The 13,971-nt window shown below is 68.9% G+C and carries 14 protein-coding genes; 6 read left to right on the forward strand and 8 right to left on the reverse strand.

Translation table 11 applies throughout. The features are described 5' to 3' along the window. Position 1: 1 nt before the first annotated feature. Both C1I89_RS07855 and C1I89_RS07860 read right to left on the reverse strand, forming a co-directional pair. Complete coding sequence (locus tag C1I89_RS07855) at positions 2–832, reverse strand: phosphoenolpyruvate hydrolase family protein (RefSeq protein ID WP_102772221.1); 831 nt, start codon at positions 830–832, stop codon at positions 2–4. Between the two features lie 11 nt (positions 833–843). Further along, complete coding sequence (locus tag C1I89_RS07860; RefSeq protein WP_102772222.1) at positions 844–2,055, reverse strand: Tm-1-like ATP-binding domain-containing protein; 1,212 nt, start codon at positions 2,053–2,055, stop codon at positions 844–846. A 162-nt stretch (positions 2,056–2,217) separates the two neighbouring features. On the opposite strand from C1I89_RS07860, the gene C1I89_RS07865 reads away from it, so the two are divergent. Next, positions 2,218–2,865, forward strand: coding sequence for a TetR/AcrR family transcriptional regulator (locus C1I89_RS07865; protein WP_102772830.1), 648 nt, complete (start codon positions 2,218–2,220; stop codon positions 2,863–2,865). Positions 2,866–2,870: 5 nt separating this feature from the next. Here the strand turns inward: C1I89_RS07865 and C1I89_RS07870 are convergent, their stop codons facing one another. The 6 genes from C1I89_RS07870 to C1I89_RS07895 all read right to left on the reverse strand — a co-directional run bounded on the left by C1I89_RS07870 (position 2,871) and on the right by C1I89_RS07895 (position 8,150). Further along, complete coding sequence (locus C1I89_RS07870) at positions 2,871–3,521, reverse strand: GntR family transcriptional regulator (RefSeq protein WP_102772223.1); 651 nt, start codon at positions 3,519–3,521, stop codon at positions 2,871–2,873. Positions 3,522–3,554: 33 nt separating this feature from the next. Next, complete coding sequence (locus C1I89_RS07875) at positions 3,555–4,619, reverse strand: NAD(P)-dependent oxidoreductase (protein WP_102772224.1); 1,065 nt, start codon at positions 4,617–4,619, stop codon at positions 3,555–3,557. Beyond that, a complete protein-coding gene (locus C1I89_RS07880; protein ID WP_102772225.1) occupies positions 4,616–5,293 on the reverse strand; it encodes an RraA family protein in 678 nt (225 codons plus the stop codon). The genes C1I89_RS07875 and C1I89_RS07880 overlap by 4 nt, the downstream gene beginning before the upstream one ends. Positions 5,294–5,329: 36 nt before the next feature. Then, a complete protein-coding gene (locus C1I89_RS07885) occupies positions 5,330–6,295 on the reverse strand; it encodes a Bug family tripartite tricarboxylate transporter substrate binding protein (RefSeq protein ID WP_102772226.1) in 966 nt (321 codons plus the stop codon). 53 nt (positions 6,296–6,348) lie between these two features. Beyond that, complete coding sequence (locus tag C1I89_RS07890) at positions 6,349–7,224, reverse strand: NAD(P)-dependent oxidoreductase (protein ID WP_102772227.1); 876 nt, start codon at positions 7,222–7,224, stop codon at positions 6,349–6,351. A 107-nt stretch (positions 7,225–7,331) separates the two neighbouring features. Then, a complete protein-coding gene (locus tag C1I89_RS07895) occupies positions 7,332–8,150 on the reverse strand; it encodes an IclR family transcriptional regulator domain-containing protein (protein WP_108627526.1) in 819 nt (272 codons plus the stop codon). A 140-nt stretch (positions 8,151–8,290) separates the two neighbouring features. Between C1I89_RS07895 and C1I89_RS07900 the strand changes: the two genes are divergently transcribed. From C1I89_RS07900 to C1I89_RS07920, 5 genes are read left to right on the forward strand one after another with little or no spacing between them, the layout of a single operon-like run. Then, the gene (locus C1I89_RS07900; RefSeq protein ID WP_102772228.1) at positions 8,291–9,868 is read left to right on the forward strand and encodes an alkaline phosphatase family protein; all 1,578 of its coding nucleotides are present in this window, start codon (positions 8,291–8,293) and stop codon (positions 9,866–9,868) included. 52 nt (positions 9,869–9,920) lie between these two features. Next, positions 9,921–10,889, forward strand: a complete 969-nt coding sequence (locus C1I89_RS07905) for a Bug family tripartite tricarboxylate transporter substrate binding protein (protein ID WP_102772229.1) — start codon at positions 9,921–9,923, stop codon at positions 10,887–10,889. 23 nt (positions 10,890–10,912) lie between these two features. Continuing rightward, a complete protein-coding gene (locus C1I89_RS07910) occupies positions 10,913–11,407 on the forward strand; it encodes a hydroxyquinol 1,2-dioxygenase (protein WP_102772230.1) in 495 nt (164 codons plus the stop codon). A 43-nt stretch (positions 11,408–11,450) separates the two neighbouring features. After that, entirely contained in the window at positions 11,451–12,470 is a 1,020-nt protein-coding gene (locus C1I89_RS07915; RefSeq protein ID WP_102772231.1) for a hydroxyquinol 1,2-dioxygenase, read from the forward strand. 33 nt (positions 12,471–12,503) lie between these two features. Further along, a complete protein-coding gene (locus C1I89_RS07920; RefSeq protein ID WP_102772232.1) occupies positions 12,504–13,964 on the forward strand; it encodes an aldehyde dehydrogenase family protein in 1,461 nt (486 codons plus the stop codon). Positions 13,965–13,971 lie beyond the last annotated feature (7 nt).

Raw genomic sequence — 13,971 nt, forward strand, 5'->3', positions numbered from 1 at the left:
ATCAGAAAGTCAGGTTCTTGAACTCGCGCGTGGCGGCGGTCAGGGCCTGTTCGGTGGGCAGGCGCTCCATGGAACTGGCGCCGTAGAAGCCGTGGCAGTGCTTGCAGGCGCGCAGCACGTGCAGGGCGTCGGCGGGCGTGGCGATGGGGCCGCCATGGCACAGCACGATGACGTCCGGGCGCACGGCCAGCGCGGCGGCGGCGATGCGGTCGATGGCCGCCACGCAGTCGTCCAGCGTCAGGGCCGTTTCCGCGCCGATCGAGCCGCCGGTGGTCAGGCCCATGTGGGCCACGATGATGTCGGCCCCCGCGCGCGTCATCGCCACGGCGTCGTCTTCATTGAACACATAGGGCGTGGTCAGCATGCCCTTCTTGTGCGCCAGGCGAATCATGTCCACTTCCAGCGCGTAGCCCATGCCGGTCTCTTCCAGGTTGGCGCGGAAATTGCCGTCGATCAGGCCCACGGTGGGAAAATTCTGCACGCCGGCGAAGCCCTGGCGCTTGAGGTCGTCGAGGAACAGGTCGAAATCGCAGAACGGATCGGTGCCGTTCACGCCGGCCAGCACCGGCGTCTTTTTGACCACCGGCAGGACTTCGCGCCCCATCTCCACCACGATCTCGTTGGCGTTGCCGTAGGCCAGCAGGCCGGCCAGCGAGCCGCGGCCCGCCATGCGGTAGCGGCCCGAGTTGTAGATCACGATCAGGTCGATGCCGCCCGCTTCCTCGCACTTGGCCGACAGGCCGGTGCCCGCGCCGCCGCCCACGATGGGCGTGCGCGCGCGCACCATGGCGCGGAACTTGTCCAGTAGCTCGTTGCGGTCAAAACGCGGCATGGCGGCAATCCTCAGTGTGTAGCGATTTCAAGATAGTGTTCGACCGCCGTCTTGGCGAACAGCGGATCGTTGATGTGGCAAGGCACGCGCACCAGCCGGCGCTGCCCGGTCTGCTTGAGATTGGCCTCCAGCGCCCCGAACAGCGCGGCGTCGGCCTGCGGGTCCCAGAACGCCTGCCCCGGCGCGTCCAGCGCGGATACCCCGCCCTCCGGGATCAGGAAGCGCACCGGCCCCTGGCACTGGTTCAGTCTGGCCGCGATCCACTCGCCCTGGCGCGCGTTTTCCTCGACGGTGGTGCGCATCAGCGTCACCTGCGGGTTGTGGGGATAGAACTTGCGTCCCCGGTAGCGTTCCGGAACCGTCTCCATCGCGCCGAAGTTCACCATGTCGAGCGCGCCGCAGGAACCCACGTAAGGCGCGCCCGTGCGGGCCACGGCGCCGAAGCGGTCCTCGGTGCAGGCCAGCACGCCGCCGAACAGCAGGTCGCAGACTTCGGTGGTGGTCAGGTCCAGCACGCCGGCCAGCAGGTGGCTGTCGAGCAGCTTTTCCATCGACTGCCCGCCGGTGCCGGTGGCATGGAACACCAGGCAGTCGTAGCGCGATTCCAGCAGCGGCACCACCTGCTGCACGCAGGGCGTGGTCACGCCGAACATCGTGATGCCCAGCGCGGGCCGGCCATCGTCCGGCGCGGCGCTGGCCGCCTGCCGGAACGCGCCGCCGATGGCGCCTGCGGCATTGCCCAGCACCCGCCGCGAAATGCGGTTCAGCCCCGCGACGTCGGTCACCGAATACATCATGGCGATGTCCGACGGCCCCACATAGGGCGCCACATTGCCCGACGCCATGGTCGAGACCATCAGCTTGGGGGTGCCGATGGGCAGCGCGCGCATGGCCGGCGTGATCAGCGCGGTGCCGCCCGATCCGCCCAGCCCCAGCATCGCGCCGATATCGGCGCGCCCGGCGGCGTAGCGTTCGAAGGCCTGCGCCATGGCGGCGATGGCGGTGCCGCGGTCGCCGGTGAACACCGCCGCCGTCCCCTGCGGGTGGCTGGCGGCGACCTCCTGGGCCTGCACCTGGGCGGCGCTGGCCGCGCCCGAGGTGGACACGTCCACCGACACCACGTCCAGCCCCTGCCCCTTGAGCAGCGCCACCACGTAGTCGGCTTCCTGGCCCTTGGTGTCGTAAGTGGCGGCCACGTAGACCCGCCGGTTCGAATGCGTCATGACTCCTCCGCGGGCGGCTACACTCGGTGCGCGCCTCGATATGTGGGGCCGCGAGGCCTGTAGAATCTAGAAATGAGACGAAAGAATCATACTGAGACACCTGTCTCACGTCAAACCCGATCCCCCGCCCGCAAAGCGCCCGCCGGGGCCGCGGCGGCCCGCCTGATCGCCCCCGCCAGCCCCCAGGCCGCGGCCAGCGGCGAGCCTCCGCACGGCCCGCGCGCGCGCATGCGCAAAACCCTGCTGGACACGGCCCAGCGCCTAATGGCGCAGGGCATCACGCCTTCGGTGGCCGAACTGGCCGGGCACGCCCAGGTCTCGCGCGCCACCGCCTACCGCTATTTCCCCAGCCAGAGCGCGCTGATCGCCGCGGTGGTGGACGAAAGCCTGGGGCCCATCCTGGCCTGGGACTCGGCCGCGCCCGACGCGTCCACGCGCGTGGACGAGCTGCTGCGCTTCGCCTATCCGCGGCTGGAATCGCACGAGGCGCCGCTGCGCGCCGCCATCATGGTGTCCCTGCAGCAGCACGCCGAGGCCAGCGCCGGACGCGCCGGCGCGGAACCCCGGCTGGTGCGCGGCCATCGTGTCGACATCCTGAAGCGCGCCATCGCGCCGCTGGCCGGCCGGCTCACGCCGGCGCAGCAGGACCGCGTGGCCCAGGCGCTGTCGCTGGTGTACGGCACCGAGGTATTCCTGGTGCTGAAGGACATCTGGAAACTGGAGCTGCCCGAGGTCACCGAAGTCGCGCGCTGGACGGCCCGCGCCATCATCGAGCAGGCGCTGGCCGAAGCGGATGGGCGCGGGAAGTAGCCCGGCTACGCGCGCGACTTGCGGTGGCTGCGAAACAGCAGGTGCGTGGAAGCCAGATGGAAGCGCACCGCGATCTGGGCGCACTCCGCGTCGCGCGCGCGCAGCGCGGCGATGATCTGGCGGTGATGCTCCACGCTGCGCAGCATGTCGTCCCTGGTGTAGAAGTAGAACGAGCCGATGATGATCGGCATATCGAGCAGGCTTTCCACCATGGAGCGCACCCGGGCCGATTGCGCGGCGTTCAGCAGCGCGTGATGGAACTGGTTGTTGTAGTGCTGCACGCGCGCCACGCTGTCGGGGTCGTTGGAATTGACCGCGTCCAGCATGCACTGGTTGATGCGCTCCAGTTCGAGGATCTGTTCAGGGGTCGCGCGTTCGGCCGCCGCCTTGGCCGAATACGGTTCCAGCAGCATGCGTAGTTCGAACGCTTCGTCGATGTCGCGGTCCTGCCAGCCCAGCACCACCGCGCCGCGCCGGCCTTCGTGCTTGACCAGGCCGTCGGCCACCAGGCGCTCGATGGCGCTGCGCACCGGCGTGCGGCTGACGGAAAGCTCGGCCGCGATATGCTCTTCGCGCAGCCGCTCGCCCGGCATGAAAGCGCCCGCCATCAAGCGGCGGCGCAGCTCTCCATAGACGTAATCGCGGGCGCTGGACATGGTGGCGCGAGGCTCCGGAACAAGGTAGTCGAACTATACCGGAAGGCCATGCGGGGCATGGCGCTGCGCCAGCCGCTCCAGGAACCTGGGCCAGACCTCCGGATTCAACAGCCGCGCCGGGCGGCGGCCCGCCAGCATCGCGGCGATCTGGGCCGCGGACCCTTGCGCCACCTTGCGCCGGCCTTCGTGCGTCACGCCGCCCGTGTGATAGGTCGCCACCACGTCGGGACGCAGCAGCAGCGGGTGGTCCGGCGGCGGCGGCTCCTGGCTCCAGACGTCCAGGCCGGCGCCCGCCAGCCGTCCGTCCCGCAGCGCCGCCAGCAGCGCGTCTTCGTCGTGGATGCCGCCGCGCGCGGTGGAAATGAAAAGCGCGCCTGGCTTCATCCGCCCGAACTGCTCGGCCCCGAACATGCCGCGCGTCTCTCCGTTCAACGGACAGTGCAGGCTGACGACGTCGGCCGCGTCGAGCAGCGCCGCCAGGTCCGCCGGTTCGGCGCCGCGGCGTCGGATTTCCCCGGCCGGCAGCAGCGGATCGTAAGCGAGGACGCGCATGCCGAAACCGGCGGCGGCGCGCGCCACTCTGGCGCCGATTTCACCGATGCCCACCAGGCCCAGCACCCGGCCTTCGATTTCATGCCCCATCAGCGCCTCGCGCGTGGCGGCGGTTCCCGCCAGCAGCGCGGCCTGGGAGGCGCGCAGGCGCTTGACCAGCGCCAGCAGCAAGGCGTAGGTCATTTCCGCCACCGAGGCCGCATTCGCGCCGGCCTGGTTGACCACGGCCACGCCGGCCCGCGTGCAGGCCGCCACGTCCACCGTGTCGTAGCCGGCGCCGCCGGAGGACACGCACAGCAACTGCGGGCATGCGGCCAGCAGGCTTTCCGACACCTGCCAGCGCGCGGGCACCTCGTCCTTGGCCGCGCTGACGTGGTAGGCGTGCGCGCCGGCCAAGCCGGCCGCCGTGACGGCGTCGCCATGCGCGGGCAGCACCTGCAGGGCGAGGCCCGGCTCGCGCCCGATGTCCGCGTCGAACGCCGGGTCGATCCACAGATCCAGCCGGGCCACGCGCATCGTGTCCTTCGGCCGCGGCGCTGCGCTCATGCCTGCCGCTCCGTGCAGCCCAGGGCTTTGAGCCTGGCGTCGATCCACGAGGTATCCAGCCTGCCGGCGGCGATGTCCGCCAGCATCTTGGTTTCCACTTCGTGCTTGGACGAGGCCGCCCGATAAAGCGCCTCGGTCTGCTCGTACGGGATCGACAGCAGGCCGTCGTCGTCTCCGACGATCAGGTCGCCCGGCGCGATCGTCATGCCGTCCAGCGCGATGACGCCATTGATCTCGCCCGGCCCGTCCTTGTAGGGCCCGCGGTGCGTCACGCCGGCCGCGTAGACCGGGAACGAGCCGCGCCGTATCGCGCCGCAGTCGCGGATGGCGCCGTTGATCACGATGCCGGCGAGGCCGCGCGCCTGCGCATAGCTGGTCATGATTTCGCCGATGATCGCGTTGGTCAGGTCGCCGCCCGCGTCCACCACGATCACGTCGCCCGGCTGGGCCAGCTCCAGCGCCTTGTGCACCAGCAGATTGTCGCCGGGCCGGGTGCGCACGGTCAGGGCCGGGCCGGCCATCGGACGGCCGTCGTGCATGGGCCGCAGGCGCGCGCCGCCCGCCGCCATGCGCGACATGCAATCGCTGATGTTGGCCACCGGAATGCCGCTGAACTTCTCCACGGTCTGCCTGCTCACCGCGCGCTTGCGGGCATGGATCTCAAAACCGATCATCTTTGCTCCTGTCTGGAAAATTGCGATGGCTCGCGGTCACTGCTTGGGAATGCCGGCGTCCTGCACGACCTTGCCGAAGATCTCGTGGTCGGCGCGGTGCTGGCGCGCCAGGTCGTCGGGCGTGCCCTTGAGGATGCTGTAGCCGGCGTCTTCCAGCTTCTTCACCAGTTCGGGGTTGGACTGCACGGCCTGCAGGGCCTGGTTCAGCGTGGCGACCACGTCGTCCGGCGTCTTGGCCGGCGCCATCAGGCCCCACCAGATCGACTGGTCCAGGCCCTTGAATCCGTTCTCCGCGAACGTCGGCACGTCGGGCAAGGCCGGCGCGCGGTCCTTGGCGACCACGGCCAGCGCGCGCACCTTGCCGCCGCGGATCTGCGGAAGCAGCGAAGCCACCGAGCCCACGTACATGTCGATCCGGCCGCTGGCCAGGTCCGGGAACGCCTGGCCCCAGCCGCGGTACGGCACGTGCATCAATTCGATGTTCGCGGCCTTGCGCCACAGATAGCCGGTCAGGTCGCCGGTGCCGCCGATGCCGGGAATGCCCAGCGAAACCTGGCCGGGGCGGGCCTGCGCCGCCTTGACCACGTCGGCCACCGTCTTGAACGGCGAGTCGGGCAGCACCACGAACACGCTGGGCGAAGTCGCCACCGGCCCGACCGGCCTGAAATCCTTGAAGGTGTCGTAGCTGAGCTTGTTGTAGAGCCAGGGGTTCAGCACGATGTTGTCGGTCTGGGCCATCACCAGCGTGTGGCCGTCGGGGCGGGCGCGGGCGGTGGCGTCCAGCGCCAGGTTGCCGCCGGCGCCGGGCTTGTTCTCCACCACCATGTTCCAGCCGCGGTCCTGGCCGATCGCGCTGGCCATCATGCGCGTCAGCGTGTCGGTGCCGCCGCCGGGCGGAAACGGGGAGATCAGGGTAATGGGCGCCGCGCCCATGTCGGCGGCGTTCACGGCGGCGCAGCCCAGCACGAGCGTGGCGGCCAACAGGTTCTTCAAGCGTTTCATCGTCTTCCTCACACGGTTTGATTTTTTTTGACTGGCAGTTCCACGCGGCGCGCTCAACGCCGCTGCGCCAACGGCGCCAGCCAGGCCAGGCGCGCGTCCACCGAATCCGGCACGTCGAAATCGCCCTGGGCCCGGGCCGCGTCTATGCCGCGGCTGGTGCGCGCGAACAGCCGCTCCACGCCGTCGAGCACCAGCGGTTCCAGCCCGGCCTCGACCAGTTGCTCGCGCGCCTCGCGGACTTCGGCATGCCGGCGGCCGGCGTGCAGCACGTGCGAACGGATGAAGGAATCCATGAAGGCGGTCAGCGGCGTGCGGTCGATGTCCGCCAGCACTTCGTAGAGCGAGGCGCGCAGCCCCATGGATTCGGCCGCTACCAGGCATTCCACCGCCAGGCTTTCCATGCCCTTGGTCATGATGCTGCGCAGCAGCTTCAGCCGCACGGCGTCGCCCGCCGCGCCGGCGATGGCGCGCGCCGGCGCCCCGCCGCTCTCGGCCAGGCGCAGCACGGCGTCGGCGCCCGTGCCGGCGCACAGCAAGGGCGTGCGCTCGGCCAGCAAGGCGATGGCGCCCATGATCGCCACGTCGGTGAAATCGATGCCCTGCGCGGCGGCGGCCGCCGCGGCGGCCTGCATGTCGGCCGCGCCGGCCGTGGTGAAGTCGGCGTAGACGGCGTCGGCGCGCATGTGGGGGAAGCTCTGCTGCGCCACCTCGCGCGCGGCGTGGCCGTACACGGCCGACACCACGATGTCGGCCTCGCGCAGCCAGGGTCCGGGCGCCGCGTGCAGTCCGGCGCCATAGCGGCGCGCGCGCGCGGTCATTTCCTCGTCCTGGCGCAGATCGCAGATGCCGGCCATTCGATGGCCGGCATTGGTCCACGCCTGCGCGTAGCAGGACCCCACTTCACCGCAACCCAGCAAGGCGATTTTCATTTCTATAAATACATAAAAAATACAATGATGCGTTTATAGAACGAAAATACGCGGAAACTTATCGGTAATAACCCGTAGTTTTAATACATTAAAAAAACAATTTTGCCTCAAGCGCGGCGAGTCATGCCGGCCGAGATGGCGCGGGCCGTGCGGCACAGCGGCTCCAGGCACTGCTCGACCATCTGGTCGGCGGTGCGCACGCCCTGTATCCACACGATGTTCACGCAACCGTAGAGCCGCCCCGGCGCGGCCATGATGGGAACGGCGATGGCCTCCAGCCTGTCGTTCTGGTCCCTGCGCGGCTTGTCGTAGTCGCCGCCGAAGCGCTGCTCGCGCAGCCCGTAGCCCTGGCGGCGAGTCTGCTCCAGCATCCTGTCCACGGCGGCGCTATCGTGCGCCAGCGCGTCGCCCTCGCGGCGGCTGCGGCGCAGCGCCGCCAGGATCGACTCGCGCTCCTTGTCGGCGCAGAAGGCCAGATAGGCGCGGCCCACGGCGGAGCGCAGCATGTTGATCTGGAAGCCGATGTTGTCCCTGCGTATCGTGAAGTACGACTGGCTGCGGTTGGTCTCGCGCACGATCATCGCGCTGCCGCGGCGCACCGTCAGGTCCGACGGCCACAGCACCTTGGCCTGCAGGCGGTCCAGTTCGGGCGCCGCGCACTGGCCCAGCAGGTCCAGCACGCGCGCGCGCCGGCTGGGTTCGTTGAGCGAGCTGGCCGGACAGAAATAGTCGTCGGCGATCCGCCGCCAGATCAGGCCGCGCAATTGCAGCGTCGCCAGGATGCGCAGCAGCGTGGCCTTGGCGTAGCCGGTGCGCACGTGCAATTCCTGCAGGCTCGCGCCCTGCGAGGCGCGCACCTCGTCCAGCACGATCAGGCCGCGCTCCAGCGCGTCTATCGTCTTCACCTTCGGGGCCCAGCGGGTCATTGCGTCTCCCTTTTCCGCGCATCCGCGGATTTCACTCGGTGAAACTCTAGCAAAACCTGCTTGAGCCGCCCAGCCCGCTCCAAATATCGTGGCGTCTATCGCAGGCCGATGTGGCTGGCGAACCGGGACGAGAGGCTGGAATGGGCGGACAGGCTGTACGCAATGTGCTGTGGATCATGTGCGACCAACTGCGCTGGGACTATCTGTCCTGCTATGGACACCCGCGCCTGCGCACCCCCAACATCGACCGGCTGGCCGCCGAGGGCGTGCGTTTCGACAACGCCTTCGTGCAGGGCCCGGTCTGCGGCCCGTCGCGCATGTCCTACTACACCGGCCGCTACGTCACCAGCCACGGCGCGGTATGGAACTTCGTGCCCATGCCGGTCAGCGAACTGACGCTGGGCGATTACCTGAACCCGCTGGGCGTGCGCGTGGCGGTGGCCGGCAAGACGCACATGGAACCGGACATGGCCGGCCTGCGCCGCCTGGGGATCGACCCCGCCAGCGCCATCGGCACGCTGGCGATGGAAGGCGGATTCGAACCCTACGACCGCGACGACGGCATCTGGCCCGACGGCTTCAGGACCGAGGCGCACCGCTACGGCCAATACCTGCGCCAGCGCGGCTACGACGGCGCCAATCCCTGGCACGATCACGCCAACTCGGCGCTGGGCCAAAACGGCGAGATTCTGTCGGGCTGGAACATGCGCCACGCCGCCCTGCCCGCCCGCGTGCGCGAAGAGGACTCCGAAACGCCCTACATGACGCGGCGCGCGATCGAGTTCATCGAAGAAAGCGGCGACCGGCCCTGGGTGCTGCACCTGTCCTACATCAAACCGCACTGGCCCTACGTCGCGCCGGCGCCCTATCACGCCATGTACTCGAAAGACGACGTGCAGGCCGTCAAGCGCAGCCCCCGCGAACTGGAGCATGCGCACCCCGTGCTGCAGGGCTACCGCCGCACGGAGGTGAGCCAGAGCTTCTCCCGCGACGAAGTGCGCGAGACCGTCATCCCCACCTACATGGGACTCATCAAGCAGGTGGACGACCAATTGGGCGTGCTGTTCGACTACCTGCGGCGCAGCGGGCGCGACCGGGACACCATGATCATTTTCAGCAGCGACCACGGCGACTACCTGGGCGACCACTACATGGGCGAGAAGGAGCTCTTCCACGATTGCGTGGCCAAGGTGCCGCTCATCATCCGCCTGCCGGGCGACGGCGTGCCGCGCGGCGTCGTGGAATCGCGGCTGGTGGAAGCCATCGACCTGGTCCCCACGATCCTGGACGCCTACAAGGCGGACATCCCCGGCCACATTTTGGAAGGACGTTCGCTGCTGCCGCTATTGCAGGGCGATGCCCCGGCCGAGTGGCGCAACGCCGTGTACTCGGAAAACGACTATGCGTTCCGCGACTGCGTGCGCGAACCGCTGAACCGGCCCACCGACGGCTGCCACGCCTACATGGTGCGCGACCACGACTGGAAGTACGTGCATTTCGAGGGCTTGCGTCCGCAGCTCTTCGACCTGCGCGCCGACCCCGACGAATTCGACGACCTGGGCGCGGACCCCGCTTACGCCGCCGTTCGCGAGCGTTACCAGGCCCTGCTGTTCGAATGGCTGCGCAACCGCCGGATACACCCCACGGTCAGCGGCGAGACGATGGCGGCATGGACGCGCAAGGAGGAGTCGACAGGCATCCATATCGGCAGGTGGTGACACAGCGCGCCCGCACCAGGGCGCCTGAAAAAAACATACGGAAGGAGACAACATGAAATCGCAGCTACTTGCGCTGGCGGCCTGCATCGCCGCCGGCACAGGACCGTACGCCCATGCGCAGGACGACTGGCCGGCGCGCCCCATCCGCGTGGTGGTGGCGTTTCCGGCGGGCTCGCCCGGCGACACGGCCGCGCGCATCGTGGCCGAGGCGGTCGGACAGACGCTCAAGCAGCCCCTCGTCGTGGAAAACCGCCCCGGCGCGGGCGGCAATATCGGCGCGGAAGCGGTGGCCCGGGCGGCCGCCGACGGCTACACCTTTCTGCAGGCGCCCGATACGGTGGTCACCATCAACCCGGCCATCTATCGCAAGCTCAATTTCAAGGCCGAGGACCTGACGCCGGTCGTGGCGCTGGCCAACTTCAACCAGATGCTGGTGTGCGGCCCCTCATCCGGCCTGCGCACGCTGGCCCAGCTCGACGCCGAGGCCAGAAAGGCGCCCGGCGCGCTCAGCTACGCGTCCGGCGGCCAGGGCGTGCCCGGCCATCTGGCGATGGAGCTGTACCTGTCCGGCGCGGGCCTCAACGTCATGCACGTCCCGTACAAAGGGCCGTCGCCGGCCACCCAGGACGTGCTGGCCGGCCAGGTGCCCTGCGGCTACCTCGCCTCGCCCGTGGTCGCGTCCTACGTGTCCGCCGGCAAGCTGAACGGGCTGGCGGTATCGGGCGACACGCGCTCGGTGCAGGCGCCGGACGTGCCCACCATGCAGCAGGCCGGCGTCGCGGGCTACGACGCCACTTTCCGAGAAATGCTGTTCGCGCCCAAGGGCACGCCGGCGGCCATCGTCGACCGCATGAACGAAGCGGTGGCGCAGGCCCTGGCCCGGCCGGACGTCAAGCAGAAGCTGCAGGCCAACGACCTGGACCCGCGTCCGGAATCGCCCGAGCAGACGGCCAGCCGGTTGCGCGACGACACCGCCAAATGGAACGCCGTCATCCAGAAGATTCACCTGCAGGTGAACTGAACCTGAACGATATTGGAGACCCCATGAACACGACCGCAACGCCCACCGTCTTCGGCTCGCTGAAGAACTACCGGAAAGGCTCTATCGAGATCACCACCGGATCGCCCCGCCACTATGTGTTTTCCAACATATTCGAAGTGGCCGACGGCGCCGCGCCCTACGAGAAGATCGTCGTGGGTAAGAACCTGGAGTACGTCATCGAGACCGTGCGGGCCGAAGGCGTGTCGCCCTGGTACGTCTGCAGCCACGACGAGTTCGCCATCCTCATGGACGGCGTGGCGCAGGTCGAATTCCTGGCCCTGGACCAGCCGCCGGCCGCGGGCGAAGGCGCCGTGCTCGCGGGCGAAAACCCCGCCGGCCGGCCGATGGGACACGTGAAGCTGGGCCGCGGACACCAGTGCCTGCTGCCCGCGGGCTGCGCCTACCGCTTCACCGCCGCGCTGCCGGGCGTCCTGCTGCTGCACACCCGCCTGGGCGAACTGTCCGTCGAGAAGTGGGCGGACATCTGCCTGCAGTAGCCCTCCGCCCTCCCCCACGATTCTTTCCATCTGGAGAACCGACATGGCCCAGCTCGCCACCGATACCCCCGCCCCCGCTTTCGCCGCCGACAAGGTCCAGGCCAGCGCCGCCGACGCCGCGACCGGCTACAAGCGCTTCGATCTCGGCGCCTTCACCTTCACCCGCGACGAATACTTCGCCAAGATTCACTGGCCGGCCAACGGCCAGACGCGCACCCACGCCATGCCCGCCGACGCGTTCCTGCGCGCCCTGATGCGGGACGTGGCCTGGGGCTTCTTCTACGGCTGGGTGAACTTCGACCACGTATTCGGCACCCGCAACCACTACGGCAAGGTCGACGTCTACGCCGGCTCGTTCAACGGCGTCATGAAGGCGGCCGGCGTGGACTACACCGAGACCTTCGACACCCCGCTCATCATGGCCACGTTCAAGGCCATGCTGCACGACTGGACCAACGAAGGCTTCGATCCCTTCGCCGCGCCGGAAGAAACCGGCACCGCCTTCGGCCGCAAGCGCGGCGACAACGCGGACGCCATCGAACGTTCGCGGATCGCCACCCGGCGCATGCCCGGCCTGCCCGGGGATTCGCCCCTGCGCGACGACCTGCCGGTCAACCGCGCGTTCGCGGACGTGACCCAGGAAGAGCCGGAGGTCCACGTCGAACCCGGCTTCGAAGGCCAGCTGCACGCCTTCAACCTGTTCAAGTACCTGTCGCGCTCGGACGTGACCTGGAACCCCTCGGTCACCTCGGTGTGCGGCGCCAGCCTGTTCTGCCCCACGACCGAGGAGTTCATCCTGCCGGTGTTCCACGGCAACGACCGGGTGGAATGGTTCCTGCAGCTGTCCGACGAGATCGTCTGGGACATCGGCGACAAGGAAACCGGCGCGCCGCGCGCGCGGGTCACGATGCGCGCCGGCGACGTCTGCGCCATGCCGGCCGACATCCGCCACCAGGGCTATTCGACCAAGCGCTCCATGCTGCTGGTCTGGGAGAACGCCACGCCCGACCTGCCCCAGCGCTACGAAAGCGGCGAACTCCCGCCGTATCCGGTCGCCTTCTGAGCCTTACCCACACTCTTCAGCGAATCATCAACCATGCAGAACAAACTCTTCATCGACGGCAAGTTCGTGGACGCGGCTGCCGGCGGCACCATCGAAGTGCTGAATCCTTACGACGGCGCCCTCATCACCGCCATCGCCGCCGCCGAGGCGGCCGACGTGGACCGCGCCGTCGCAGCGGCGCAGCGCGCGTTTCCCGCCTGGTCGCGGATGGCGGCGGCCGACCGCGGACACCTGCTGCTCAAGCTCGCCGACAGGATCGAAGCCAACGCCGAAGAGCTGGCGCAGCTGGAAACCCTGGACACCGGCCATCCCATCCGCGATACGCGCGGCCTGGACGTGCCGCGCACCGCCGCCTGCTTCCGCTACTTCGGCGGCATGGCCGACAAGCTGCTGGGCAGCGTCATCCCGGTGGAAGCGGGCTTTCTGAACTACGTGCAGCGCGCGCCGATCGGCGTGGTGGGCCAGATCGTGCCGTGGAACTTCCCGCTGATGTTCACCAGCTGGAAAATGGGCCCGGCCCTGGCCGCCGGCAACACCGTCGTGATCAAGCCGTCGGAGCTCACGCCGCTGTCGACGCTGCGCATCGCCGAACTCATGGCCGAGGTCGGCTTTCCCGATGGCGTCGTCAACGTGGTCCCGGGCTATGGCCATACCGCCGGCCAGCGCCTGGCCGAGCATCCGGACGTGGGCAAGATCGCCTTCACCGGCTCGACCGCCACCGGCCGGCGCATCGTCGAGGCGTCCAAGGGCAACCTCAAGCGCGTGCAGCTCGAACTGGGCGGCAAGGGCGCCAACATCGTCTTCGAGGACGCCAACCTCGACGCCGCGGTCAACGGTGCAGCCTGGGCCATCTTCCACAACCAGGGCCAGGCCTGCATCGCCGGCTCGCGGCTGATGCTGCACGACAGGATCGCCGACGAATTCCTCGAACGCTTCACCCGGCTGGCGAACTCCATCCGCCTGGGCGATCCGCGCTCGCCCGACACGGAAATGGGCCCGCTGACCTCGGCGCAGCATCGCGACAAAGTGCTGTCCTACGTGCAGATCGCCACCGAACAGGGCGGGCGCGTGCTGGCCGGCGGCAAGGCGCCCGACGGGGCGCTGTCCGCGGGCTATTTCGTGGCCCCGACGGTGGTGGAGGCCAAACCGCAGGACCGCGTCGCGCAGGAAGAAGTCTTCGGCCCCTTCGTCACCGTGCTGCGCTTCGGCAGCGACGAAGAAGCCGTCGCCATCGCCAATGCGACCGACTACGGGCTGGGCAGCGGGCTGTGGACGCGCGACCTGGCGCGCGCGCACAAGGTCGCGGACGCCATCCGCGCCGGCATGTGCTGGATAAACTGCTACAAACGGGTGAATCCGGGCAGTCCCTTCGGCGGCATGGGCCAGTCCGGCTATGGCCGCGAGATGGGCTTCGAGGCCATGCACGACTACACCGAGGCCAAATCCGTCTGGGTGAATGTGGACGCCGCGGTGCCGCCCTACTTCAAGCGTTGAGCCATCG

The organism is Achromobacter pulmonis (assembly GCF_002885955.2).
GTDB classification, from domain to species: domain Bacteria; phylum Pseudomonadota; class Gammaproteobacteria; order Burkholderiales; family Burkholderiaceae_B; genus Achromobacter; species Achromobacter pulmonis_A.